Source organism: Cytobacillus sp. IB215316 (assembly GCF_033963865.1).
In the GTDB taxonomy this organism is placed as follows: Bacteria; Bacillota; Bacilli; order Bacillales; family SM2101; genus Nanhaiella; species Nanhaiella sioensis.
The window spans coordinates 32657-56516 of record NZ_JAXBMC010000015.1; the positions used below are offsets into that span (position 1 = coordinate 32657).

The 23860-nt window shown below is 33.5% G+C and carries 30 protein-coding genes and 1 pseudogene; 22 read left to right on the forward strand and 9 right to left on the reverse strand.

Annotation, left to right across the window (positions count from 1 at the left end; all coding sequences use genetic code 11):
• The first annotated feature begins 338 nt into the window (after nucleotides 1-338).
• From SLH48_RS18450 to arsC, 8 genes and pseudogenes are all read left to right on the forward strand, one after another.
• Nucleotides 339-815: a DinB family protein gene (locus SLH48_RS18450; protein ID WP_320259356.1), complete on the forward strand. Its 477-nt coding sequence runs from the start codon at nucleotides 339-341 to the stop codon at nucleotides 813-815.
• Between the two features lie 86 nt (nucleotides 816-901).
• Nucleotides 902-1390: a GyrI-like domain-containing protein gene (locus SLH48_RS18455; RefSeq protein WP_320259357.1), complete on the forward strand. Its 489-nt coding sequence runs from the start codon at nucleotides 902-904 to the stop codon at nucleotides 1388-1390.
• 471 nt (nucleotides 1391-1861) lie between these two features.
• Nucleotides 1862-2620 (forward strand): methyltransferase domain-containing protein, encoded by a 759-nt coding sequence (locus SLH48_RS18460; protein ID WP_320259358.1) that lies wholly within the window; start codon nucleotides 1862-1864, stop codon nucleotides 2618-2620.
• A 153-nt stretch (nucleotides 2621-2773) separates the two neighbouring features.
• Nucleotides 2774-3475 carry an SMI1/KNR4 family protein gene (locus SLH48_RS18465; RefSeq protein ID WP_320259359.1) on the forward strand — a complete coding sequence of 234 codons (702 nt, stop codon included), beginning with the start codon at nucleotides 2774-2776 and terminating at the stop codon, nucleotides 3473-3475.
• Between the two features lie 24 nt (nucleotides 3476-3499).
• Nucleotides 3500-3987, forward strand: a pseudogene (locus SLH48_RS18470) (GNAT family N-acetyltransferase).
• 1417 nt (nucleotides 3988-5404) lie between these two features.
• Entirely contained in the window at nucleotides 5405-5788 is a 384-nt protein-coding gene (locus tag SLH48_RS18475) for a metalloregulator ArsR/SmtB family transcription factor (RefSeq protein WP_320259360.1), read from the forward strand.
• A 30-nt stretch (nucleotides 5789-5818) separates the two neighbouring features.
• A complete protein-coding gene (locus tag SLH48_RS18480) occupies nucleotides 5819-6457 on the forward strand; it encodes an aquaporin (RefSeq protein WP_214484792.1) in 639 nt (212 codons plus the stop codon).
• A gap of 14 nt (nucleotides 6458-6471) precedes the next feature.
• Complete coding sequence (arsC, locus tag SLH48_RS18485) at nucleotides 6472-6891, forward strand: arsenate reductase (thioredoxin) (RefSeq protein ID WP_320210911.1); 420 nt, start codon at nucleotides 6472-6474, stop codon at nucleotides 6889-6891.
• Nucleotides 6892-6919: 28 nt separating this feature from the next.
• On the opposite strand, the gene SLH48_RS18490 is transcribed toward arsC, so the two are convergent.
• The gene (locus tag SLH48_RS18490) at nucleotides 6920-8122 is read right to left on the reverse strand and encodes a cytochrome P450 (RefSeq protein WP_320259361.1); all 1203 of its coding nucleotides are present in this window, start codon (nucleotides 8120-8122) and stop codon (nucleotides 6920-6922) included.
• Between the two features lie 213 nt (nucleotides 8123-8335).
• Here SLH48_RS18490 and SLH48_RS18495 point away from each other — a divergent pair, with 213 nt between their 5' ends.
• Together SLH48_RS18495 and SLH48_RS18500 are read left to right on the forward strand one after the other, a co-directional pair.
• Entirely contained in the window at nucleotides 8336-8749 is a 414-nt protein-coding gene (locus SLH48_RS18495) for a MarR family winged helix-turn-helix transcriptional regulator (RefSeq protein WP_320259362.1), read from the forward strand.
• Nucleotides 8740-9075, forward strand: coding sequence for a DUF3147 family protein (locus SLH48_RS18500; protein WP_320259363.1), 336 nt, complete (start codon nucleotides 8740-8742; stop codon nucleotides 9073-9075). Before SLH48_RS18495 ends, SLH48_RS18500 begins: the two co-directional genes overlap by 10 nt.
• Before the next feature lie 188 nt (nucleotides 9076-9263).
• On the opposite strand, the gene SLH48_RS18505 is transcribed toward SLH48_RS18500, so the two are convergent.
• Nucleotides 9264-9941: a hypothetical protein gene (locus tag SLH48_RS18505; RefSeq protein WP_320259364.1), complete on the reverse strand. Its 678-nt coding sequence runs from the start codon at nucleotides 9939-9941 to the stop codon at nucleotides 9264-9266.
• Nucleotides 9942-10143: 202 nt separating this feature from the next.
• Here SLH48_RS18505 and SLH48_RS18510 point away from each other — a divergent pair, with 202 nt between their 5' ends.
• The 3 genes from SLH48_RS18510 to SLH48_RS18520 all read left to right on the forward strand — a co-directional run bounded on the left by SLH48_RS18510 (nucleotide 10144) and on the right by SLH48_RS18520 (nucleotide 12237).
• On the forward strand, nucleotides 10144-10398 hold the full coding sequence (locus tag SLH48_RS18510; protein ID WP_320259365.1) for a DUF1871 family protein: 255 nt from the start codon (nucleotides 10144-10146) through the stop codon (nucleotides 10396-10398).
• 233 nt (nucleotides 10399-10631) lie between these two features.
• Nucleotides 10632-11393: a hypothetical protein gene (locus SLH48_RS18515; protein ID WP_320259366.1), complete on the forward strand. Its 762-nt coding sequence runs from the start codon at nucleotides 10632-10634 to the stop codon at nucleotides 11391-11393.
• A 40-nt stretch (nucleotides 11394-11433) separates the two neighbouring features.
• Nucleotides 11434-12237: a hypothetical protein gene (locus SLH48_RS18520; protein ID WP_320259367.1), complete on the forward strand. Its 804-nt coding sequence runs from the start codon at nucleotides 11434-11436 to the stop codon at nucleotides 12235-12237.
• An 83-nt stretch (nucleotides 12238-12320) separates the two neighbouring features.
• Here SLH48_RS18520 and SLH48_RS18525 read toward each other — a convergent pair whose 3' ends face one another.
• From SLH48_RS18525 to SLH48_RS18540, 4 genes are all read right to left on the reverse strand, one after another.
• Entirely contained in the window at nucleotides 12321-12944 is a 624-nt protein-coding gene (locus SLH48_RS18525; RefSeq protein WP_320259368.1) for a nitroreductase family protein, read from the reverse strand.
• A 144-nt stretch (nucleotides 12945-13088) separates the two neighbouring features.
• Nucleotides 13089-13574: a Crp/Fnr family transcriptional regulator gene (locus SLH48_RS18530; protein WP_320259369.1), complete on the reverse strand. Its 486-nt coding sequence runs from the start codon at nucleotides 13572-13574 to the stop codon at nucleotides 13089-13091.
• A 72-nt stretch (nucleotides 13575-13646) separates the two neighbouring features.
• Nucleotides 13647-14072, reverse strand: a complete 426-nt coding sequence (locus SLH48_RS18535) for an RrF2 family transcriptional regulator (RefSeq protein ID WP_214484412.1) — start codon at nucleotides 14070-14072, stop codon at nucleotides 13647-13649.
• Nucleotides 14073-14138: 66 nt separating this feature from the next.
• Nucleotides 14139-14504: an IDEAL domain-containing protein gene (locus SLH48_RS18540; protein ID WP_320259370.1), complete on the reverse strand. Its 366-nt coding sequence runs from the start codon at nucleotides 14502-14504 to the stop codon at nucleotides 14139-14141.
• 368 nt (nucleotides 14505-14872) lie between these two features.
• Here SLH48_RS18540 and SLH48_RS18545 point away from each other — a divergent pair, with 368 nt between their 5' ends.
• The 5 genes from SLH48_RS18545 to SLH48_RS18565 all read left to right on the forward strand — a co-directional run bounded on the left by SLH48_RS18545 (nucleotide 14873) and on the right by SLH48_RS18565 (nucleotide 17819).
• On the forward strand, nucleotides 14873-16111 hold the full coding sequence (locus SLH48_RS18545) for an aminopeptidase (protein ID WP_214484414.1): 1239 nt from the start codon (nucleotides 14873-14875) through the stop codon (nucleotides 16109-16111).
• A gap of 15 nt (nucleotides 16112-16126) precedes the next feature.
• Nucleotides 16127-16582: a DUF4275 family protein gene (locus SLH48_RS18550; protein ID WP_320259371.1), complete on the forward strand. Its 456-nt coding sequence runs from the start codon at nucleotides 16127-16129 to the stop codon at nucleotides 16580-16582.
• 153 nt (nucleotides 16583-16735) lie between these two features.
• On the forward strand, nucleotides 16736-17143 hold the full coding sequence (locus SLH48_RS18555) for a GNAT family N-acetyltransferase (protein WP_320259372.1): 408 nt from the start codon (nucleotides 16736-16738) through the stop codon (nucleotides 17141-17143).
• 227 nt (nucleotides 17144-17370) lie between these two features.
• Nucleotides 17371-17553, forward strand: coding sequence for a hypothetical protein (locus SLH48_RS18560; RefSeq protein WP_320259373.1), 183 nt, complete (start codon nucleotides 17371-17373; stop codon nucleotides 17551-17553).
• A 26-nt stretch (nucleotides 17554-17579) separates the two neighbouring features.
• Nucleotides 17580-17819 carry a GNAT family N-acetyltransferase gene (locus tag SLH48_RS18565; protein WP_320259374.1) on the forward strand — a complete coding sequence of 80 codons (240 nt, stop codon included), beginning with the start codon at nucleotides 17580-17582 and terminating at the stop codon, nucleotides 17817-17819.
• A gap of 155 nt (nucleotides 17820-17974) precedes the next feature.
• Here SLH48_RS18565 and SLH48_RS18570 read toward each other — a convergent pair whose 3' ends face one another.
• Genes SLH48_RS18570 through SLH48_RS18580 form a run of 3 tightly spaced genes read right to left on the reverse strand, consistent with a single transcriptional unit; the run spans nucleotide 17975 to nucleotide 19565 of the window.
• A complete protein-coding gene (locus SLH48_RS18570; RefSeq protein WP_320259375.1) occupies nucleotides 17975-18406 on the reverse strand; it encodes a DMT family transporter in 432 nt (143 codons plus the stop codon).
• Nucleotides 18407-18421: 15 nt separating this feature from the next.
• Nucleotides 18422-19120: a Crp/Fnr family transcriptional regulator gene (locus SLH48_RS18575; RefSeq protein ID WP_320259376.1), complete on the reverse strand. Its 699-nt coding sequence runs from the start codon at nucleotides 19118-19120 to the stop codon at nucleotides 18422-18424.
• 19 nt (nucleotides 19121-19139) lie between these two features.
• On the reverse strand, nucleotides 19140-19565 hold the full coding sequence (locus SLH48_RS18580; RefSeq protein WP_214484420.1) for a DMT family transporter: 426 nt from the start codon (nucleotides 19563-19565) through the stop codon (nucleotides 19140-19142).
• A gap of 336 nt (nucleotides 19566-19901) precedes the next feature.
• Here SLH48_RS18580 and SLH48_RS18585 point away from each other — a divergent pair, with 336 nt between their 5' ends.
• The 4 genes from SLH48_RS18585 (at nucleotide 19902) to SLH48_RS18600 (ending at nucleotide 23849) form a co-directional block, all read left to right on the forward strand.
• Nucleotides 19902-20477, forward strand: coding sequence for a metalloregulator ArsR/SmtB family transcription factor (locus SLH48_RS18585; RefSeq protein ID WP_214484421.1), 576 nt, complete (start codon nucleotides 19902-19904; stop codon nucleotides 20475-20477).
• 500 nt (nucleotides 20478-20977) lie between these two features.
• The gene (locus SLH48_RS18590) at nucleotides 20978-21553 is read left to right on the forward strand and encodes a hypothetical protein (RefSeq protein WP_214484422.1); all 576 of its coding nucleotides are present in this window, start codon (nucleotides 20978-20980) and stop codon (nucleotides 21551-21553) included.
• Nucleotides 21554-22224: 671 nt separating this feature from the next.
• A complete protein-coding gene (locus tag SLH48_RS18595) occupies nucleotides 22225-23202 on the forward strand; it encodes a tripartite tricarboxylate transporter substrate binding protein (RefSeq protein ID WP_214484443.1) in 978 nt (325 codons plus the stop codon).
• A gap of 188 nt (nucleotides 23203-23390) precedes the next feature.
• On the forward strand, nucleotides 23391-23849 hold the full coding sequence (locus SLH48_RS18600) for a tripartite tricarboxylate transporter TctB family protein (RefSeq protein ID WP_214484423.1): 459 nt from the start codon (nucleotides 23391-23393) through the stop codon (nucleotides 23847-23849).
• Nucleotides 23850-23860 lie beyond the last annotated feature (11 nt).

The following is a 23860-nucleotide window of genomic DNA, read 5'->3' on the forward strand; positions in this document are numbered from 1 at the left end:
TGATGTTACTGCTTTAATGGTTATTAAAGCTCGCTTCAAATAGCAAAAAAATATATAGAAGAAGACCCGTTTTCAAAAGAAGATTACTATTTGAAGTTAATGAGGCAAATGCGCACAATAACTTTCTGTTAAATAATGTGCTGGCATATTTGTCTTCAAAGAGATCGGGATCAAGTACATTTGATATCGATGAATCAGCTGAAGGTTTGTCATTGTCAATATCAATTATAGAGTTAAGGGGCTTTAAGCCCTTAATAGCCGAAGATCTACAACAAGGGTGACTCACATAAAGATAACTAATTTGAGTCACCCTTATGCTATGAAAGGAAGGTAATAATATGAAAACAGAAATCATCAATGAGCGCATCAACAGTTTTGAAGAATTTATTCATTTTGTAGAGTCCTTACGGAATATGGAGAATGAGAAGTGGGAGCTGCCGATTGCTGAGGGAAAGTGGACTGTGAGAGACATCATTGCTCATATTATGCTTTGGGACAAATATTTTCTTGAGAATGCTATAAGTAAGATAAAATTACAACAACCTTTAACTAGTCGTCATGTTAATTTTGATGAATTTAATAATAATGCGGTTCAATATGGGAAGACAAAAGATAAAGATACACTTATTAGTGAGACAATAAGTTATCGTCGAGAAATTATTGATCATTTAACTTCCGTACCACGTGAAAACTATGAAAACAAGTATGTAGATGAAGACGGGAATCATTTTACTATCAAAAGCTATCTCGATGGCTTTATCCCCCATGATAGCCACCATAAATCTCAAATTGAACAATATTTAAATAAACCATAATTAATATCTCTGTATATATGAGGTCATACTGTAAAACACCTATTGTTAGATCACACTTATACTATTTAGATAGAGGAGGCTTTTTCGTGTCTAACACACTTACAAAAAGTAATGTTATAGCAAGAGAAGGTTTTGATTTCGTAGGCAATTGTACAAGAACAACTAATAAAGTTGAAATGACAGCAGATAGACGTATCCCTAAACTATGGGACGATTTTTACAAAAATGAAGTTTTAGAAGCTATTACTCATAAGAAGAATTCGAATGTATTAGCAATCTATACTGATTACGAGACAAATGAACATGGTGCTTATACATTTGCATTAGGAGCAGAAGTCAGGGACAACAATCTAGTGCCGAATGGGATGGAATCAATACAAATTCCTGATCAAAAATATATTGTATTTACAACTCGAAAAGGTCCTTTACCGGGAGTAATCATAGAGGCTTGGGAGGAAATTTGGAAATGGTCGGAGCGGCGTGAAAGAGCTTATGGAGCTGACTTTGAACTATACGACGAAAGAGCAATGGACCCAAATGATGGTCAGGTTGATATTTATATATCTGTGAAATGAACTACAAAACACTTAACTAGTATTGAAGAGGGAAACTAAAAGCTTACGTAACTAGCAGTTAAGAAGTTGCTCTTTATAAAATAAGATCTGTAACTACATTCCCACGTTCTCAACTTTAGCTTGGTCTTCATAGCTTTGGTGAGCGTGGGTGAAATCCTACAACACACCTTCATAGCTTCAGTTCTGAATGAGTAATCTGTAATTATAGGCTGAAGTAAATATTTATTCTCCTTTTATACATCTGTGCACTCCGTATTGTTTCCGATTTAAAGTGAGGTTAAAATGACAAAAAAATGATAAAATATGGTAACCAAATATATATAGGAATTTATTAGTACTAGTATTTTCAAACGAGAGGTATAGATAATGATATTGTTAGAACATGAAATATAACAACTTTGTTGCTTTCCTAGAGGACCTCCTCCCTAAATTGTAATACTGTTAAATTTCGAAAATTTAGGAGGAGAAATAATGGTGGCAGTAAAATTTGAAGAATATATAAACGACGTGAATGAGAATTTTTCGGGTTGGGATTTTTCCTTTATAACTGGAACTGGACGAATGAAAAGCAATCTACTTTCCTGGTCTTATGGAAGCATGGCTAGACAATTAATAAAGCATGCAAATTCTATGTTAGATATGGGCACAGGTGGCGGAGAATTTTTGTCAAAGCTTCAACCATTTCCGGAGACAGTTTATGCTACAGAAGGGTACAAACCAAATATTCCGATCGCAAAAAAACATTTAGAGCCTATAGGAGTTAAAGTGGTTTCAGTTGAAGAAGATTCCAATTTGCCATTTAACGATAATCAGTTTAATGTCATTTTAAATCAACATGAATCTTATGGTCCTGAAGAAGTTAGAAGAATAATAAATTCTAATGGGGTATTTTTAACTCAACAAGTCGGTGGCTTGGATTGTTTAGGGATTAATGAAGCACTAGGGTCTTCGGTAAATAATGAATTTAAAGACTGGAATCTGACTACGGCAATGAGTGACTTGGTGAACAATCATTTTGAAATTTTGTATTGTAAAGAAGAATTTCCAACACAGCGTTTTTTTGATATAGGTGCCCTTATGTATTACTTAAAAGCAGTACCATGGCAAGTACCAGATTTTAGTGTGGAACAATACTATGAAAATTTATACACCATTCATAAACATATACAATCTGAAAGTTTTTTTGATGTAAACCAGCATAGATTTGTCATTAAAGCTCTTGCAAAATAAAAAATAAAGTTCAATAGTATATATGCTGTTACACAAGGTCTTCTCATAAGAAGACCTTGTTATATATTCAGAAACTCCTTCAACAAAGGGTAGTGTACAGGGAGCATAATAAATAAAGGAATGTAATAATCATTCTACAGAGGAAGGTAATGAATGTTAACTAGAGATTATAAAGTATGGAAGGCTGATCTTGAGAATTTTTTGCTAAGATTAACTGGAGGGCAGCATCAAAACTATTTAGAAATTGTACATCCAGCTACAGAAGATGAAATAAAGACTATAGAGCAACAATTGGGGAAACTTATTCCACTGGATTTTCGGCATGTATTGCTTCATTTTTCTAAACACCTTCACTTTTATTGGTTTTTGAATAATATAACCTATCCAATGACACAACAATCAAATTACATTGATAAGACCTTCTTTAATATGGGAAATGTAGACCAACGTATTATTGATTGTGGAGGGATATTTGACAATCCATTGTGGTCCGTACAGAATCTTTTAAGCTATGAAAATGACAGAGAGACATACGAATTTTTAGATGACGATGATGCATTCGAAAAAAAATATTGGGAAAATTGTTTACTGTTTACATCGTTCGGAAATGGTAGTTACTTAGGAATTGATCTAAAGTACAATGTTGGTGAAATCATCTATTTAACGACTAGTTATCATATGCATGGCTTAAGGTTAGGTGGAAATTTCTATACGTTTTTTAATAACTGGATAAAATTAGGTTGTTCTGGGCATTGGGGAGAAGATTTTTACTTATTTAGTACAAAAGATAAGCCATATGTAAATGAACAATCTGTAAATGCTACTGGATGGAAAAAATGGATAGGTATCATTTAAGAAGCTATTAAGGAGTTGAGCTAAATTGCAGTATCGTTAGATCCGGTTTTGCAAGAACAAAAGCACGTATTAAAAAATCTGTATACCTTCATGATTTATCAAAATTTACTTCTAGTTTAGATATTACTAGTGACGGAATATTTGAGATGGAGGAATTCAATATATTTTGGGATATAGATGGTTTTTCTCCATTTTTTATAAAACAAGGTGAAATGATTATTGGTTTCGTTTTACTTTTAGAGAGACCTTTTTTAAAAGGGCAATATGATTACTGTATTAATGACATCTTTATACTTAATAAATATAGGGGAAAAGGAAATGGAAATGGAATAAATGTAGTAAAAGAGCTTTTTGAGCAGAAGAAAGGGAAGTATTATGTAATTGAGCTTGTTCACAATGAATCAGCTGTATCTTTTTGGAAGGGTATTTATAACAAGATGAATATTAAATATGAAAACAGCAGAGATTTGATAGATGATGAGGAATGTTTTGTTCAAACTTTTCAAGTTTAAGAAAATACTTGTTAAGTTCAGATAGGGCTAAAGTCTTGAAAAAATTATTATTAATATTTTCAGAATATAAATTTTTTATGGTTATAAACTTAATTTTGGTATTTTACTACTTAAATAGTAGTGTTTTTTTGTTTATATTGACGAAATTTTTGCATTTTTATAAAATTTATTCATAAGTTTATACATTTCGGCCGAGATGTATTTTTATTTTTTTATGGAGATAATGGTTCTGAAGTTGCAGCAATATCAGCAGCATTTGATGCAGTAGGAGTACAATAATTATAAGTTGAGGCTCATTTCGAAAACTTCGTTGCTATTGTCAGTAATAAAAACGGTTTAAACGATTGACATCGTTTTTCTGCAGAAAAGGTGCCACGAACGTTAGTTGTTTAGGTGTTCTTTCTTAATTATGAAAAACAACAATCAATGCGAAAACAGCCTTAGAGAAAGAAAGGTTCCCAAAACGTTCATAGCTCTTATTACAAGGTTGTCTTTGTGTTTTTCGTACAAATAAGTAAACAGAGATCAAGCTATTGTTTCTTGCATCTAGTTTTCTATATATGATGATAATCACATAAGACTTCTTTTTTACTGGAGTAATTTTGTATTAATAACAACAAAGTTTACAAAAAGCAACTCTACGCGAAAACAGCCTTGTGTATTTAGCTCAAACTGTCTAAATTATACTATTTATGAAACGTATGTCAATATTTAGTCATCAACTAACTATTAGTATTAAACATGACTATATGAAATCGGAATCAGATAAATTGTAATTTAACTCTTAATGAATATATGCCTACGATAAATTAAAATTAATTTTACAAAATTAAAACTGTCAAAGTTACTTAGCAAATGCATGAATGCATTTATGGAAGAGGTGAAATCGTTAATAGTGGGTGACAATATAGAAACAAGTACATATACATAACAATGGCAAAGGGTTAATTAAGGGAGGACAAATGTAGAGATATACAATATATATCAAAATGCAGTGGTGTAAGCTTGTACATGAGTATTTGAGTAATATGGAAAAGTATATTAGCAAATTTTTTTAGAATTTTTTCGTAAACTATGTTGCCTTTTTCACTAAAATGGATAATATGATAATTTTTTTGCGAAATCAATAACTGGTAGAAAAGATGCCACAAACGTTATATATATACGAGTTTATAACTAAGAACGAAAAGTAACATTCAATGCGAAAACACCCCTAATTTATGATAAAGCTATGTAATTTTATGAAGGGTTATATGAAATAATGAGTTGACGTATTTATATAAGCATTCTATTATATAAGCATATATTTATATTCTTATGATAACTAAGTTATGAAACTGAAAAAGTGATACACTTTGAATGATCTAGCGAACAACAAATCGTTTAAACAAGAAAAAGTTCATACGTATTTCTCAGAATGAAAATAAAGCAACCTTTACTAAAGGGGGAGGACAAAATAGAATTACCTCATATTGAAATTGAGCATATGGCTAAGCAGATGAAATTGTTAGGTGATAAGACCCGCTTATCAATCATTGCACTTCTTTATCATGATGAATTTTGCGTATGTGAATTCGTAGATATTTTTGGAATGAGTCAGCCCGCAGTTAGTCAGCATTTGAGGAAATTAAAAGATAGTGGCCTTGTGAAAGAAAATCGAAAAAGTCAATGGATGATTTATTCTTTAAATACTGATAGTCAATACTATCCATTGATTCAAGATATGATGAAGTTCTTGCCCGATCAACTCGAAAAAATTAAAGAGCTTGAAAACAAGGGGTTACGCATATCATGTAAGTAGCCAAAAATGCATAGTAAAGGTAGTTGAAATATGAGAAAGAAGTTAATTTCAGAGTATTTAGGGACGTATTTTTTAGTATTCGCTGGGACAGGTGCCATCATCATTAATAGCATTACAAATAGCTTGACACATATAGGCATTGCGATTACGTTTGGGCTAGTAGTGATGGCATTAATTTATACGTTTGGGCACGTTTCTGGAGCACATTTTAATCCTGCTGTTACTGCTGCATTTATAGTTAATGGTGATATTGACTTACGAGAAGGGTTATACTATATCATTATTCAATTTCTCGCTGGGATCAGTGCGAGTGCATCGCTCTTATTGTTATTTGGGGATGTGGCTAATTTAGGTGCCACGCTTCCACATGGTTCAGCAACGCAATCTTTCTTATTAGAAATTATTTTAACCTTTTTTCTTATGATGGTTATCTTTGGATCTGCAATACATGGCAAGGCTGTCAAATCCTTTGCAGGTATTGCGATTGGAGCGACTGTTGGACTCGAGGCGATGTTTGCAGGTCCTATTAGTGGAGCCTCGATGAACCCTGCACGCTCTCTCGGTCCTGCATTAATTTCGGGAACATTTGATCATCTATGGGTTTATATCATTGCTACCACAATTGGAGCAATCGCTGCTGCAGTAGTATACAAAACAATTCACGAATAAAAGGAGATAATACAATGACTAAAAAAAAGATCTACTTCTTATGTACTGGTAATTCATGTCGTAGCCAAATGGCTGAAGGTTGGGGTAAAAAATATTTAAGTGACGAATGGGATGTATATAGCGCTGGCCTTGAAGCACACGGTTTAAATCCAAATGCGGTGAAGGCGATGAATGAAGTTGGGATAGATATTTCTGAACAAACATCTGATGTCATCGATACAGAGATTTTACATTCCGCTGATTTAGTCGTTACACTATGTGGTCATGCTGATGAGCATTGTCCAGTTACACCTCCTCAAGTAAAACGTGTTCACTGGGGCTTTGATGACCCTGCAAAAGCGGAAGGGTCAGAAGCAGAACGATGGGCATTTTTCCAACGTGTCCGTGATGAAATAGGTGAAAGAATAAAACAATTCTCAGATGAAGGAAGATAAAAAAGCAGAGGGTCAGTCACCCACCACTTTAAAGCGGTGGGCGACTGACCCCTATTTTTAATTTCTTTAAGCCATATACGACGGGACTATTTATAGGTTCTATTGCCATATCATCTACAAAATTCATTTCTGGAAAGTGCCTAATTAGTTTAGTTAAAGCTATTCTTGCTTCCATACGTGCAAGAGGTGCACCTAAACAAAAGTGTATGCCTTTTCCAAATGCTAGATGAGGGTTTGATGAACGGTCTAGTAGGAACTGGTCAGCTTGAGGAAATTTAGTTTCATCTCGATTGGCTGAACCAATATGTGCGACAACATAATCACCTGCTTTTAACAATTGTCCATGAAGTTCGATGTCTTGTTTAACGATCCGTTCCATTGCTTGAACAGGGGATCTGTATCTTAACACTTCTTCTATCGCAGGTACGAGCAATTGCTCATTTTGTTTTAGTTGTTCAAAAATAGTTTGATCGTCAAGAAAACAATAAACTGCATTTGTAATAAGGTTCGTTGTAGTCTCATTTCCAGCAACGAGCAATAATATACAAAAACCAATCAATTCATTTTGTGTTAATTTCTTGCCATCAACTTCAGCTTGAAGAAGTATTGAAATAATGTCATCTGAGAAATTGTTTCGTTTATGGTTAATCATTTCTGCGAAGAAGCTCGTAAGGTCATTTATAGTTGAGGCATATTTTTCTTGCGCTGCCTTAATGGCTTCCTCTGACGTATCAGAAACCCCTTCAACGATATTATCCGACCATTCTTTAAATAAATGTAGTTCTTCAGTAGGAACACCCAGTATATTTGCAATAATAATAACAGGCAAAGGCATCGAAAATTCGTTGACGAGGTCAAAAGAATGCTTTCCATGTAAGTCTTCAATTAGCATATTTGAAATCCGTTCAATTTTCGACTCCCATGATTGCATTGCTTTAGGAGTGAATGACTTATTAACTAAATCTCTCATTTGTTTATGTCTAGGTGGATCGATAAAAAGTATACTTTCTCCGAAAGGGTCATTATCCTGCCCCTGATATCGAGCAGAAGAAAAATATTTATAATTACTTAATATAAAGCTTACATCATCATATTTAAACGCATCCCAATAGTTATACTCTGTATGTAAATGAATAGGATGATCTTTCCTCATTTTTTTGTACCATTCAAATGGCTCCCATTTTGTATACATCAAATGCTCAGTATCATTATTACCAATAACATTATCCAACTCGACACGCACCCTTCACTTTAAAATGGAAAATCTAAATATAATTATTCAAGTTAGAACTGTTATATACCTTCCTTCAAACAGTAATTTTTCAAGGGCGATATTAATTAGAAAATAATCATCGTTAAATATGGAAGTTGACAAATTACATTGCATTATATATCGTAATATACAGATATATCGTATAATAAGATATTATAGAGGTGAACCTAAATGGATGAAGTAAAACGAGTGAATGATGCTTGGACAGATATATATTATTATTTGCATATGACACATAAGGAATCGATCTCCCATCAAGCAATACGCATACTTCAGCATCTTGAGAAGAAGGGGAATTTGACAATAGGGGACATTTCAAAATATATGGAAATTAGTCATAATACTGCATCCGAGCATGTGAAGAGGCTAATTCATAAAGGGTATGTGAACAAAAAGAGAGATAATAACGATGAGCGTAGGGTGTATGTATTTCTTTCGAAACTAGGTCTGGATATTATTCATAAACATTCAAGACTGGATGAAGAAAAATTGACAGCTATCTTTTCATCTATTTCTCCAGAGCAGCTACAAGTGGTTGATCAAGCTTTTACGATATTGCGGGAGGAGGCAGCTAAATGTACGTGATGGTAAAAATTCTAGTTTCTGCATTAATTATTGGTATTGTGACAGAAGTAGCGCGCAAATATCCATCGTATGGAGGTATTATCGCTGCGTTACCTCTCGTAAGTTTACTTAGCTTAATATGGTTATCATTCCAAGGTGAATCGTTAGTGAACTTAAGCAAATTTACAACAGGTGTACTAATCGGCATACCAGCTACAGTTGTTTTATTAGTAATTGTTGGGATATGTTTAAAATTAGCAATGCCACTAGTGTTTTCAATTGGGTTAGGGGTTCTTGGCTGGGCTGGCTTCTTATTTGTACAACAGCTTGTTATGAAAGTAGTTTGAACACATTTTATGAATCCAAACAAAGCCAAAGATAACATACCTTTGGCTTTCTTGAAGTTCTTTCCGTACTAACAAATAAGCATGTATCCTAGGCTTCGGGGCATTTTTTCTTTCCTTCAATTTTGTAGGGACTATAGCAACAAAGTGTACGGAAAGAACGTTCCAATTAGTTAATTAGGAATTTTTAATTAAAGACTATCACTATTTGAGTTTATACTATTTAAGATGTCCTCTTTTAATAGTTCTTTAACCTCTTCAAGTGTTTTACCTTCTGTATCGATACCATGCTTTTCAGCTCGGTCATACAATCTATCTTGACGCTGTTCGAGCAATAAATCAACTATTTCTTCAGTTTTTTTACCTGTCGTATCTATGTCTAGTTCTGATGCACGCTCAAGTATTTTAGCTTCTTTCTCTTCATCAGTTAGAGTGTTCCATTTTTCAGCAAATTGTTCCTTGTTCATTCTTTTGCCATGTGCTTTCCCACTACGTTCACCACTAGGAGCCTGGTCTTTGAGTAACTCTTTTACTTCATCAGCAGTTTTACCTTCTGTGTCAATTCCTTGTTCTTCTGCACGGTCAAATAGGCGCTGTTGGCGTTGTTCGTTAATTGAATCTATCACCTCATCAACAGTTTTTCCATCCGTATCAATCCCAAGCTCTGCTGCTCTTTCAAAAATCCTAGTTTCTTTTTCTTCATCAGATAGTTGACTCCATTTTTCAACGAAACTATCTTTATTCATCACTTGGTTTTGATTTTGTCCTCTTTGAAATAAACCACCGTTCTCATTAGCAAATGCATGACTAGCTCCTAGTCCACCTAAAGTTAACGCACCAGCAAGTGCAAATAATCCAATTTTTTTCACTTCTTTTCCTCCTCAAACGAGATGTAATTATTGTTTCTACACTTATAGAATAGACAAGAATGATGTGTAAACTATGATAATTTTATGTTAAATTGTGTGATTAACTCGTTAGTGCACACAACAAGTATTATGAGGAAAATTGATATAAATTCATAACCACGTTATTATTATAGTTAAATATGTAAGATAAAAGGTGAGGAGCATGGAGAATACGAATATTAAGCTAATGTTAAAATTACAAAGCTGGGATCCATTAGGTTATGGTATTGGCTTTTATGAAACTGAAAATATAGATGTGCTACAAGCCATACATGAGTTAAATGACAAAATTGTTTTGGCGAAACGCATTCAATCAATTTATGAAAATTCCTTTGAGGAGTTAATTCCGCTTATTGAATGTGAAATCATGGCGCAGGAGCTTTTGCAGATTGCTAACACAGAAATTTGTGATTTGTAAATGGAATAATCATTGAATACACAAGGGATTTAATATTAATAAGCTTTTAAACCTATTCTATTTCAGAGTAGGTTTTTTTGCTTTATACGATGGTAGTTATATAGCCTTCATTTAAAATATTTTTTAAATAACTGAATAAATTGAAAAATTTGTTAAGTTATATGCAACCGACAAAAACATATAAGTCAAAATGAACTACTATAGTAGGGTCACCGAAGAAAGGTGGTGAAAACGTGGACTATCGTATTGTTTCTTCTATAGTGTTCCTAATATCCTTATTTCTCGTCATACCTACATACGTGTATGGGGCAAGCAATGGTAATGCTAACAAAGACCATAAAGTAGAGAGTGAAATAAAAATAACCAGCAAGAATAAAAATAACAACAAAGAAAAAGGAACGTATAACAGTCAGGCGCAAAAAGAAGTTTCAAAAACTAAGAAAAATGAAAAACAGAATCAAGCTAAGGATGATCATAAAAACATTCAGTCAACCAAGAAGACTAATAATGGTAAAAAATCTTTTAAGAATACCAAAGTTCTAGACAAGCAAAAGACCAAGGCTAACCAACTGAAAAAGATAAAGGGTAGTCCATCTGATCAAGTTGTAAACCTTAGTGATGATGGACAGAAAGCCATTCAATTTAGGCAATCTATTATTAGGTCGACTAAAACTGAACAAAATATGCAAGAAAGAACAAAGTCAAGTACAACTAACTATAACTCAAGATCTGAAGAACAAAGTAAGAGAGAAATGCTACTAGGCTATATCTATGTTGTGGTGAATATTAACAACTTGCACAGTTCACCTAGCTCTTCTACTGATGGAGGAGGGCAAGGCTCTAACTTAAATCATCAATTACATGCGCTCGAATTAAATCAGCATAGATGGAAAATTTCACAGCAGACGGATTGTGTTTCAAATATCCAAATGCTGAGAAATCAATGGATAAATGCGCCTCCTCCTCAACCGCCGGATTTATCTTCTTCTTGCTAATTATCAAAATAAATTCTAAAAGAAGAAGGAGAGAATATTAATGAAAAAGGTTGTTAAATCATTTGTTGTAGCGGGAGCAATTTCAGTGAGTCTATTAGTTGGAGCAGGTATGAGTGAAGCTTCAGAACAACAAGAAATAAGTGATATCCAAAGTGTTCAAAAATATGATGAGCGTGATGATATTGAGGAAGTAAAGACGAAGGAAAAAAACAATCCTTCTAAAGAAAATAAAGCAAACTCAAAAGCAAGTGAAAGAGCTAGTGAGAGAGCCAAAGAAAGGGCTTCAGAAAATTCAGCAGTGCATGCATCAATTGAGGAACATATTGAAAGTGATGATATCATAACAAAGCCTCAAAAAGATGAAGATAGTATAAGTGATGATGATTCTGAGGATCAAGAAGTAAATCGTGAAGAAGATAGTCAGGATAATGAAAATGCTGAAGAAGTAGACGAAGAATTAATCCCTGATAAAAAGACAAATCCATCTTCACAGAATAAAGTAAATTCAAAGGCCAGTATTAGAGCTAATCAACAAGCTAAAATACATGCGTCAGTTAACTCTGCGGTACATGCTACAATAGAAGAAGTGACGAATGATGAAGCTGAAGAAAAGCTTAATGAACTAGCATTAGAAGAAGATGCTGAACAAGAAGTTACTGATGGAGAAAAGATAGATGAAGAAAATGTAGTAATAAATCACGTTGACAAAAAAACAAATCCATCTTTGGAGAATAAAGAAAACTCAAAAGCGAGTCATTCAGCAAGTGATTCAGCTAAAGAACATGCTGCAACAAACTCAGCCGTACATTTCATGTCATTAAAAGAAGAGGAAGAAATTGAGTAAATACATTTATGAAAGTTCTATATGAAGGCTGAATAAATGAAAAAAAACAACGCTTGGTTATCCAGGCGTTGTTTTTAAGTTAATTAAAGAATAACATCTTTTAAAGGGAAGCGAGGTGTCGGATGAGCTGGTGCAGCTGCTTTACCTATAGAAATAAGCATCACAGGAATGTAGCGCTCAGGAACATTAAATTCTTCAACAAATTTTACTGAATCGTAACCACCCATTGGAACAGTGTCATATCCAAGTGACTTAGCAGCTAACATTAATTGCATCGCAGCTAATGATCCATTACGAATTGCTTCATCACGTGCTGCGTTCGGAATGCTAGCATATGCACCGTTAATTTGAGCGATTAATGTATTTTTAGCTTCTTCAGGCATAAAGCCTTTTTTAACTGCTTCACCATAGACGATTTCTGCATTTTCATTCGCTTGTAAATCACCTAAAACTGCAACCGTTACACTGCTGTCAACAACTTGTTCTTGATTATAAGCGATTGGAAGAAGGCGTTGTTTATCTTCTTCTTTGTCAATAACGATAAATTTCCAATGTTGTAAGTTCCATGAAGATGGTGCTGTTACTGTTAAGTTAAGAATTTCTTCTAGGTCTTCCTTAGGCATTACATGTCCCTTTTCATATTTACGTACTGATGTGCGTGCTTTCATCACTTCTGATGCAGACATATCTTTTTTTGTAGTTGTCATGAGTTAAATTCTCCTAACCTATATTTAATGTAATTTTTTTTGTTACAATTAACTGTCAAAAAAGTTTAATCATTGGTGACAATTAATATTATACTGTAATTCTAGATGTTACAGTTAGAAAAGTCAATAAAAACTATTTAATATTTATAAACATTCTTCGTAACGCATATCCACTTGTTTTTTCGATCTGTATGATTGTATTGATGTTTTCAATTTTTGTAACAAATTTGTAGGCTGTGAAATTTGTTTGTCTAAATATTGATTAGACAACTCTTCAACAATATTTAAAGCAAGCTTAGGGTTATTTCCCATTAATTGAGCATAATTATAAGCATCAATTTGAAAGTACTCAGCATTAGACAAAGCTTTGGCACTTATATGCTTTGAAGAAAAAATTGATCGGTCACCAAAAAATTCGCCTTCATGAACTATTTTCTCAGTACCTTTTTCAGCATCTGTTAAAAGGATCGTTCCTTTTACTAAAAATAACACAGAATTGATAGGTGCTTGAGGACTATATATTACCGTTCCATGTTCTACATGATGGTTTTGTCCGTATGCTTGTAATTTATTTTGATCTTGAAAAATTTGTTCATTAGTAGTTGTATAAGACACAACGTTCATATTCATATGATCCCTCCTGAACTGTAATTGTTTTTGTTACATTTAGACCAAATGCTTGGTCGAAACCAAGTCATTTGCTTATATATTTTGTGCATCTTTTTCTTTAATTTGAACTAATATATCAGCAATTGTAAATTGCCCTAAGAAATTACCTAAATGCTCTTCAGCGTCTTGGAAGATGGAAAAAAGCACATGCTTCATGTTTGCACCAATAATACATTGTTCATTTGCTTGGGAGCATTTTGGCTGTAGAGTTCCTTCAGAAGTTATAGAATAAATTTCTTTTAATGTTACTTCACTAGGTTCACAAGCAAGTATAAAGCCTCCACCTGCACCCTCTTTTGATTTAATATAGCCATTTTTTTTGAGTAAACTGAGCATCTTACGTATTCTCACTGGATGAACTGAAGCGCTCTCGGCTAAATAGTCACTAGTAGCCATTTTGCCAGGTAATAACGCAAGATATGTGAGGCTATGCACGGCAAGTGAAAATTCACTGTTCATTTTTGTTTTTCTCCCTCCCTTAACTACATGTCAAAAAGGCAATTTCACCTTATTGTATGAACAAAGTTATTGACGGTTAAGTTCTCTATCGCTTACAGCTGTTGGAGCATTCTTTACGCCAACTAGTTCTTTGTTATTGGTGCGAATAGCATTTAGTTTTTTTGTTAGCTTCATGAAAGTTTCTTCATCACGTTCAATAAGTGCGATGTCAATTAAGTTTAACAGATAACCCTCTTGTTGTAAGTCTGAGTGTTGAATAATTGAAATAGTAGTTATTGGCATTTTAATGGATTGTCCTTCAAGTTCATGATTATCACTCTGAACAATACGAACGATTCCAGTTTGTCCTTCTAAAGATTCAATAAAACCATGAAATAGTTCATCATTCCGACTTGTACCTTTCACCCAATCACCGATAAGTAAAGGCTTCATATTTATTCCCTCCTTTGTAATTAATGCTCTTTAACTTAGTTGCAGTTGCTAAAGTGGCGCAGATCAAAGTAGTATTATACGATTTCATCAGCTTTTATTTTATGTGAAGTTTTTCTTGTACGAAAACAAATTAATAATAATAATTACTGTAATTATAAATGTTACAGTAGTGTTCGTCAAGAACTTGGTTTCTATTGGAAGAAGATTAGGTTATTGTATATAATAGGTAGAACATTTTTAATACTGAAAACAGTTATATGATTGAGTTGTTCAAATTTATTGTTAAGTGGAATTTAACTATTATGCGATAATAAATAGTGGTTTCATTAAACTTATGACATGGATATATGGGGATTATTTAGGAGGTAATGACTTTGATAAATTTTGATATGAAATTAGAGAAATACGCTGAGACTGTAGTACAAGTCGGTTTAAATGTTCAAAAGGGTCAAACTGTTTATATTAACACACCTATAGAGGCAACAGATTTCGTTCATAAAGTGGTGAAGCAAGCTTATAAAGCTGGAGCAAAGGATGTATTAGTCGAATACATAGATAGCCAACTAGATCTACTTAAATATGAACTAGCACCTGAAGAAGGGTTAAAGAGTTTTCCACAATGGAAAGTGAAGGGCTTATTAGATATGGCTGAGGATAATGTAGCGTATTTAAACGTTTATGCTCAAAACCCAGAACTTTTGAAGGATATTGATCCAAATCGTGTAGCGGTGGCAACAAAGGCTGCAAGAACAGCTATGAAAGAGTTTCAAGGTTATATAGGTGGGGGAAGAATAAGCTGGGCAATTGTATCAGTGCCTACACCTGAATGGGCGCAGATGATATTTCCGAACTTAAATAAAGAAGAAGCTGTTGAACAGCTTTGGGATCAAATTTTTGCAGTTACACGTATTAATAATGAAGAACCAGTTGAAATGTGGAAGGATCATATTAGCTCCTTAAATGAACGTGCGAATTATTTAAATAAGAAAAAATACAAAAAATTACATTACAGCGGGCCTGGTACCAATTTAACGATTGAATTACCAGATGCACATCAATGGTTATGTGCAAAATTCACAAACGACAAAGGAACAAATTTTGTTCCTAATTTACCTACGGAAGAAGTATTTACTATTCCTGTGAAAACGGGCGTGAATGGGAAGGTGTCGAGTACGAAGCCTCTTCATTATAATGGTACAATTATTAATAATTTTAGTCTGACATTCAAAGATGGGAAGGTTGTAGATTTTGCTGCAGAGGAAGGCTTTGAGGCATTGAAAGGTCTTTTAGAAACAGATGAAGGTGCTTCATACCTTGGGGAAGTAGCGTTAGTACCACATCGTTCACCAATATCTAATTCGAATCTAGTTTTCTATAACACTTTGTATGATGAAAATGCATCTTGTCACCTTGCATTAGGTAATGCATTGCCTATTTGTATTAAAAACGGAAAACAAATGAGTAAGGAAGAGTTACTACAAATCGGGTTTAACGACAGTATCACACATGTAGACTTTATGATTGGATCTGATAAACTTCATATAGACGGTGAAACTGCTGAAGGACTAGTTGAGCCGATTTTCCTTGATGGAAACTGGGTTATTTAACAGCTTGGAGGTAGTATGAGTTTAGAACAGTTTTTACATCGCAAAGTTAATGAATTGTTAATAAACCTTAAGAGTAAGCATATTAAAGTACAAGAAATACATGGTAAAGGGTCTTATTTACGTAGCAAGTGGGAGAAGACATTTGCGAATCATCTGAATGATAGTGAAAAAGTGAAGATATACCTAAACAGTATCGGAGGTTTTTTATGGCATCTTTTTAGCTTTAAGAAGGTGTCGTTTTTACAAGGAGAAGAAGCCGACCTTGTATTTAATAATGAACCTAAAGGGACATGTTATATATTTTATCAGCACATAGATTTGGTGTTACTCATAGAAAATGCTGCTCACATATGTGCGGATGATTTTAAAGATGAACAGGATGTTTATATAGTAGATGAACATTTTAGTTGGACATATGTTGTTACACATGAAAAAGGGGAATTAGGTCCGTATTTTAGTAGAAAAGAGTAACATAAAAGTAACAAAGAGGATTTTTGAATACATCATAGAATAAAGTATGTGCATGCATTTATCAAGCAGGAGGTTTTATCGTTGTTATTATATTTTTAATACCCATCTGTTAACAAATATTTTACTAATATGACAGATAGGGAGCTGGAAATTTTGAAATATACATTGTCACTTGATGGAGTTACTCATGAAATGCTGGAAGGTTTTTTTGTAGATTGGCCGAATCCGCCTAGTCCAGAAACACATTTAAGGTTGTTGTCAAATAGCTATAAAGTTATCATTGCGATAGATGAAACAAATAATCAAGTTGTTGGATTTATTACAGCTATAAGTGATGGCGTTCTTTCTGCTTACATTCCTTTACTAGAAGTGTTGCCGGCATACAAAAACAAAGGAGTTGGAAAGGAATTAGTCACGAGAATGCTACAAGAGCTTAATGACATGTACATGATAGACGTGATGTGTGATGAGGACCTTCAGCCTTACTATGAAAAGTTTGGCATGATAAGGTCTAGTGGTTTGATAATAAGAAACTATAATAAGCAATCAGGTAGAGGTTAATAAATTACATATGTTAAATAGAAAGAGGTTGGATGCTTATCCAGTCTCTTTTGTAAATTAGTGCTATTCATTGATTGAAAGGATCTTCGTTTACAGTTAAGGAGATATAACAGGCTATTTGCTTAATTAAAATGATAAGCCACTTTTTATGGTCCCAATTTGGTGATAATAGAGAAAATTTTACGAAAAGAGCCTTACAATAACATGACTATTGAGGTGTGATTTATATGGGTGATGAAGTTTGCATAAGACCAATAAAACGTGAAGAATTACAATCATTATTACATTTGTATACACATTTAAATTCAGATGATCCAGAACTATCTGCTACCGATATAGCACCTTTATGGAAACAAATTTGCTGTAACCCTTATACATACTATATCGTTGCAGAAAAAATGGTCAGCTAGTTGCATCATGTGTACTTAACATTATAATGAATTTGACGAGGAGCGCACGTCCTTATGGCTTAATAGAAAATGTGGTTACTCACAGTAATTATAGACGTAAAGGGTATGGAACGGAGGTATTGCAGGCAGCGTTGGACATTGCATGGGAACAAAACTGTTATAAAGTGATGCTCCTTACCGGCTCCAAAAAAGAAGAGACATTATCTTTTTACGAACGTGCAGGGTTTAAAAAAGGGATAAAAACTGGTTTTATCGCTACTCCTTGAAAACATCGCAAGATATCATTTTTAGCTTCATTTGTTGGAAATACAGACCTGAAATACATAATCCTCTAGTTTTCTTGCCTCAAAGCATATTTATGTAACTAGAAGGCTAAAATGAGCCTTCATGTATACAGTTGTATTTGAACTGCTTAATAAAATCATCGTTTTAGTTTAAAAAGGATGATCCCTGATAGAATAATACATATGCCGACTACTTTATTCCATGTAATCGCAATTGTATTAAACCCAAACCAACCGAAGGTATCAATGAGAAGCGCTACAGTAAACTGAGATACTAAAACAACAGAAACAGCATAGGCTGGCCCAATATGTCGAATACCTTTCATAATACAAAATACAATTCCTACGCCAATTACTCCGCTAAAGAGATAGAGTTTGTTTATATTTTCCAATTGGAATAAACTAGTATCATTATTCAAATAAAAGATGGGTAATGAGGCAATGAAGCCTAATCCTAGAACGAGTGTAGTCGTTGCCCAAGAACCTACACGTTCACTAACTCTTGCATTAAATACGGTTTGAATGCTAATCAATATACCTGTAATGATTGATAATATAACGCCTTGCATATTATTCCTCCCTAGTTATTCGTAAATATTTCCTTCTGCTCGTTCACGTAATAGATTAAGGTTTGTTACGTAAATTGCACCTTTTCTACGCTCTATCACACCTTCTTCATCTAGTTTTTGAATGACACGATTTAAATGTCGATAGCTCGTCCCAATTAAATCAGCTAGCTCAGTCAAGTTCGATGTTCTCATTTCTTGATGAAATAATGAACCCTCTTCATCAGATGAAATCGATAGTAAATAGCTTGCAAGCCGCACTTCGACAGAGTAAAGTATATTTAAACTAGATGTTTGGGATTCAGTAAAAAATTTATGGGTCATTATTTCAAGTAAAAATTTCACAAAAGTGACTCTGTTCTCCTCTTTATTTCTAATTTGCTCATACGATACCCCGATTAAATAGCCATCAGAAGCAGCTTCAACCGTATAAATCACTTTGTTTTTTTTAATAAATTCTATATCTCCAATGATTGCTATAGGTTTTTTGAAGCGTACTATCCTTGTCTTTCCTTCAGGAGAAATCGTATATATTTTAATTTTGCCTTTTACTAGAAAATACATATGATTTAATGTATCTCCTCTTGTGCATAAAGTCTCTCCTTTAACGATACGATGTAATGTCATCTTCTTTTGGGTTTCCTGTGAAAAAACGGAATCCAACTGATGGTAATTAAGATATTGTATTAGTAAACTTGGATTATTAACCTTGTCCATCATGTATCACCAATCTTCATTAAATTTTAAAGACAATCACTCCACAAAACATTAAAGCAATTCCAAGCAATTTTGACCAAGTGATGCGCTGTTTTTGCTCTTCAAACAAACCTTTAGTCTCAATAATGAATGCTGAAAATAACTGAGCTATTAATAATACTGCAACAGCAAAGGTAGGACCTATAAGGTTGATTGCGGTCATTTGTCCGAATACGATCATAACCCCAAATGTTCCACCTAGAAGGTAAAGGAATGGGGTCTTTTGAAATCCACCTCTTTGTCCATCTCTCACAAACAAATAAATGACGAATGAAATGATAAATCCAATCAAATGAATGAGTGAGGTCGTATGCCATGGTCCCAAATCATCACTTAACCGGGCATTAAAAGCACCTTGTAAAGTTATAAAAATTCCTGCTGCTAGAGAATATAGCAAACCTTTCATGATATCCCTTCCTCTCAAATTCGTTATAAATTAATTAAAATATAAAAGTGAAGTAAGAAGAAAGGACATATGTCCTTATTTTAGTCATTTTCTTTAATTCATAATATAGGGAAGTAATTTATTGATTTGTTAATAAATTACTTCTTTAAATTAGTAATCGTATCTACGTCGCGCTGTTGTCCTTTAGGAATTACAACATCGTTTCCAAAAGCGCCTAACAATTAGGATTGATGAGGTGAGAATAGCTAAAAAATTAATTCTGAATTGACAGGGCTTTATAATTAGATTAATATCAAATTAGATGTATATCTAATTGAAGTGGATGGAGGATAAATCGTGCAATTAGAAAAAATTGTTCAGTTTCATAAAGTTCTTGGTGATCCGACAAGAATTCGTATTTTAGTGTTGTTGGCACAAGGGCCGTTACATGGTCAAGCAATAGCGGGAAAGTTAGGATTAAGGCCACCGACGATTACTCATCATGTTACTAAATTAAGAGATCTAGGACTCATTAAAGAAAAAAGGGAGAAAAATACGATTTATTTTTACTTAAATAAGAAAGATCTAGAACATAAATCGCTAGCGCTAATAAATGTTATTAACCATAAGGGAGAAGTAGGTATGAGTCGTGATACAAATAATCAAGCAATACTAAACAACTTTGTTACGAGTGATGGGAAATTAAAAACGATACCTGCACAAAGAAAGAAGAAGTTAATTATCTTAGAATATATTATTAAAGGGCTAGAGCAGGGACGAAAGTACACCGAAAGAGAGATTAATGACCATATTAAACAATTTCATGATGATTATGCCACTTTACGTAGAGAGCTTATTATGGGACATTATATGTATAGGGAAAAAGGAATTTATGAATTAAATCCCCAAGAGATGTGGGCAAAAATTGATTAGATTGAATGGCTCTTTTCGTAAATTATGTTGAAATTGTTATAAAAATTGTATAGAATAACTAAATTTTATGGTGTTTCATAATAAAAAAACTAGAAAAGATGCCCCGAAGTGTATAGGAATAATACGTGCTTATAACATAGAGCGAAAAGCAACATTTTATGCGAAAGCAGCATTTAACTAAGGCTCTTTTCGTAAACTATGTTGAAATTGTTATAAAAATTGTATAGAATAACTAAATTTTATGGTGTTTCATAATAAAAAAAGTAGAAAATTGCCCCAAAGTGTATAGGAATAATACGTGCTTATAGCAAAGAATGAAAAACAGCAATCAATGTGAAGACAGCCTAGTGTAAAGAGACGTTTATTGATTATAGAGGGGGATGTTTTATACGACACTCCTTTGGCTGTTGTAAGAGGTGAGGAAAGTGGAAGTGTCCCAGCTTTATGTGATCATTATAATGATGGTCATTGTAAGTTTCATTCTCATTGGGGGAGTAGTCTTGGAGGTTATTAGTACGCGAAAAAATTATGGCGTCGTAATGGACTCTAAGATTTTATTTCTCATGAATGTAGTTGTAACCATTCTATTTCCATTTATTTTCCAAAAATTCGGCAATATTATGGAGAATATAAGTTTTTATCTAATTTTTGTTTTCTCCATTTTCGTCATCCTTTTTTTGAGATTTTATTATGGTGGAAGAAGTATATCAGTTTATGAGATTACACAGCAAGAGGTAAAAGCTATCATTAAAGAAGTGTTAGATCATTTGCAAATCGTATATGAAGAGAAGGAAGATGATGTGAATGATAAGTACATATTTGACTTAGTCAATGACCGAGCGAAGGTAGTGATGAGTTGGCATCCCCTAAGAGGTCATAAAAGGACGACGATAAATATATCTATTAAGCGGTGGTGGAGAATATCTCGTCATGAAGAGGTATTGCAAGACATGCTTCTAAAATTAAAGGCAAACAGACAAAAAAAGTGGTATTGGGAAAAGCATACTCTCATCTTTATCGTATTGTTAATCTATATTGTTTTTATAATTAATATTATTGCTAAAATCAACTCATGAAATTAAATTTGGCTACCAACCAATGTATTTATATGAACCGATACGGTTTTTGGATCAAGAATCGTATAGATGACTAGCGCAAAGAGCTTTATCAAATTTAGCAATTCAAACACCCCTCATACATAAATTTTAACTAGTATATGAATGTAAGGTTTATTTTGCTTGTGTATAAACAACATCTCAATGAAAATCATATGGAATATATGACGTATGAAATATAGGAATTTAAGATCTAGCTCTATAGTAATTCGGGATAAAAGCATGAATGGGGTTAGGAGCAAGGCTATAATACAAAAATGCTTTTATAATATTGGAATATACATAAAATTAGAAGTAAACTGAATGAATTATGGTGAATATGTATGAAATAATCCACATAAGTAAGCTAAAAAAATCTAGATCTAAAAATAGGGTTGCGTCTAAGTCGAATATTCGACTTAGACGCAACCCTTATTTATTCCTCATTAGTTTATTTTAATTGTACTTTAGCACCTTTATTAAAATTATTATTACATGATATACCATGAATTTTATGAACAATATTGCCTAAATAAAGCAAAAAGTTGTTATTTTTATAATATTCACAAAATAATACTCTTGCTTTTATAATTGAAAGCGTTATCAAACATAGGATAAGGGGGGATTTTGTGGTGAAAAGATTGTTGGCTTTGATGTTCTGTACATTTATATTACTGTTGGGTGCTTGTAGTAGTAATGCAAATAATGATGCGTCTACAGGTGAATGGCAACCAACTAAACCGATTGAAGTTATTGCTCCAGGTGGTGCTGGTGGTGGATGGGATACTACTGCACGTACTGTCTCAAAAGTTCTAGAACAAGAAGGGTTAGTAAGTGAACGTATGGCAGTTGTGAATAAACCTGGTGGTGGAGGTGCAGTGGGGTGGGCGTATGTAAACAAGAAAAAGGATGATAATCATACAATTTTCGTTACGTCACCACCTATTTTGTTTGTCCCATTAAATGGTCAATCAGATGTAGGTCATAATGATTTTACTCCCATTGCTGGGGTGATTGCTGATTTTGCAGCTTTTATTGTTCACGCAGATTCACCTTTTAATAATATGAATGACCTAGTGAAAGCCTTAAAGGCAGATCCCCAATCAATTTCTGTAGTTGGTGATTCTGCTCCAGGAAGCATGGATCATTTGCAGTTTGTAAAAGCTGTAAAGGCTGCTGGTGTTGATATAAAGCAATTAAAATATGTATCTGCACAGGATGGTAGTGGAATGAGCATGTTGCTTGGTAATAAGGTTGATGTGTATTCTACTGGATTGGCTGAAGCAACTGAACAAGCGAAAGCAGGAAAGGTCAAAGTATTGGCGATAACGGCTCCAGAGCGTCTTGAAGGGGAGATTGTTTCGGAATTCCCTACATTAAAAGATCAAGGAATAGATGATGAGTTTGTAGTTTGGCGTGGCTTTATGGGAACACCTGATATGGACCCTATAGCAACAAAATATTATGAAACAGCTATTAAAAATATGATGGAGACTGAGGCTTGGAAGGAGCAAAGAGATAATTTTGGCTGGAAAGATAATTTTATGAGCGGTAAAGAATTTAAAGTATTTCTAGATAAAGAATATGAAACGATGGAAAAGCTTATGAAAGAAATTGGTCTTGCTAATTAGTAGTTGCAAGGGATTGTTTTAAAGGTCAGAATCTTAAATGTTAAAGAAAAAAATGTTGATATATCAACTTTCATTAACGTGGAGAGGGGTGTCTCTAAGCCGAAAAAATTCGACTTATCGGACAGCCCCTTTAATATAAATTATTTAAACATTCGGTTGCTCATTTCTTATAAAAGTAGGTGTTTTATGTGTTCAAGACAATGGATCGTAAACTTTCATTGATATGTATTGCAATTGCTACTTGCTATTTGTTTTTAAGCTACCGGCTTCCAGAATATCCGTACGCTATCATGGATGCTGATGTCATTCCAAAAGGACTAGGGTTTTTGCTTGTCATTCTTGCTTTCTTGCTTTTTCTTCAAAATAAGCAAGAGACGGAACAAGAGCGGGAAAAGAGGAATGTTGATCCAAAGGAAATTCGCATGCTACTTGTTGTTCTTATCATCATAATTATTTATATTTTTTTACTCGAGATAATTGGATTTGTTATTAATACGTTTTTATTTTTGCTAGTACTCATACGGTTATTAGGATATAAAAAATGGTTAAGTAATACGCTTGTCTCAATCATTTTACCTATAGTCATTTATTTTGCATTTAATTACCTGCTCAAAATTTACTTACCTCAAGGAATCTTACCATTCTAGTGAGAGGAGAT

Excerpts from the sequence above, each read along its gene's own strand:
- SLH48_RS18460 (WP_320259358.1), top strand. The coding sequence starts at position 1,862 with ATGGTGGCAGTAAAATTTGAAGAATATATAAACGACGTGAATGAGAAT.
- SLH48_RS18565 (WP_320259374.1), top strand. The coding sequence starts at position 17,580 with ATGAATTTGACGAGGAGCGCACGTCCTTATGGCTTAATAGAAAATGTG.
- SLH48_RS18550 (WP_320259371.1), top strand. The coding sequence starts at position 16,127 with ATGAGTTTAGAACAGTTTTTACATCGCAAAGTTAATGAATTGTTAATA.
- SLH48_RS18530 (WP_320259369.1), bottom strand. The coding sequence starts at position 13,574 with ATGAATATGAACGTTGTGTCTTATACAACTACTAATGAACAAATTTTT.
- SLH48_RS18480 (WP_214484792.1), top strand. The coding sequence starts at position 5,819 with ATGAGAAAGAAGTTAATTTCAGAGTATTTAGGGACGTATTTTTTAGTA.
- SLH48_RS18545 (WP_214484414.1), top strand. The coding sequence starts at position 14,873 with ATGACTTTGATAAATTTTGATATGAAATTAGAGAAATACGCTGAGACT.
- SLH48_RS18495 (WP_320259362.1), top strand. The coding sequence starts at position 8,336 with ATGGATGAAGTAAAACGAGTGAATGATGCTTGGACAGATATATATTAT.
- SLH48_RS18570 (WP_320259375.1), bottom strand. The coding sequence starts at position 18,406 with ATGCAAGGCGTTATATTATCAATCATTACAGGTATATTGATTAGCATT.
- SLH48_RS18475 (WP_320259360.1), top strand. The coding sequence starts at position 5,405 with ATGAAAATAAAGCAACCTTTACTAAAGGGGGAGGACAAAATAGAATTA.
- SLH48_RS18540 (WP_320259370.1), bottom strand. The coding sequence starts at position 14,504 with ATGAAGCCTTTACTTATCGGTGATTGGGTGAAAGGTACAAGTCGGAAT.
- SLH48_RS18580 (WP_214484420.1), bottom strand. The coding sequence starts at position 19,565 with ATGAAAGGTTTGCTATATTCTCTAGCAGCAGGAATTTTTATAACTTTA.
- SLH48_RS18510 (WP_320259365.1), top strand. The coding sequence starts at position 10,144 with ATGGAGAATACGAATATTAAGCTAATGTTAAAATTACAAAGCTGGGAT.
- SLH48_RS18450 (WP_320259356.1), top strand. The coding sequence starts at position 339 with ATGAAAACAGAAATCATCAATGAGCGCATCAACAGTTTTGAAGAATTT.
- arsC (WP_320210911.1), top strand. The coding sequence starts at position 6,472 with ATGACTAAAAAAAAGATCTACTTCTTATGTACTGGTAATTCATGTCGT.
- SLH48_RS18575 (WP_320259376.1), bottom strand. The coding sequence starts at position 19,120 with ATGGACAAGGTTAATAATCCAAGTTTACTAATACAATATCTTAATTAC.
- SLH48_RS18525 (WP_320259368.1), bottom strand. The coding sequence starts at position 12,944 with ATGACAACTACAAAAAAAGATATGTCTGCATCAGAAGTGATGAAAGCA.
- SLH48_RS18465 (WP_320259359.1), top strand. The coding sequence starts at position 2,774 with ATGTTAACTAGAGATTATAAAGTATGGAAGGCTGATCTTGAGAATTTT.
- SLH48_RS18560 (WP_320259373.1), top strand. The coding sequence starts at position 17,371 with ATGGGTGATGAAGTTTGCATAAGACCAATAAAACGTGAAGAATTACAA.
- SLH48_RS18595 (WP_214484443.1), top strand. The coding sequence starts at position 22,225 with ATGTTCTGTACATTTATATTACTGTTGGGTGCTTGTAGTAGTAATGCA.
- SLH48_RS18535 (WP_214484412.1), bottom strand. The coding sequence starts at position 14,072 with ATGAACAGTGAATTTTCACTTGCCGTGCATAGCCTCACATATCTTGCG.
- SLH48_RS18500 (WP_320259363.1), top strand. The coding sequence starts at position 8,740 with ATGTACGTGATGGTAAAAATTCTAGTTTCTGCATTAATTATTGGTATT.
- SLH48_RS18520 (WP_320259367.1), top strand. The coding sequence starts at position 11,434 with ATGAAAAAGGTTGTTAAATCATTTGTTGTAGCGGGAGCAATTTCAGTG.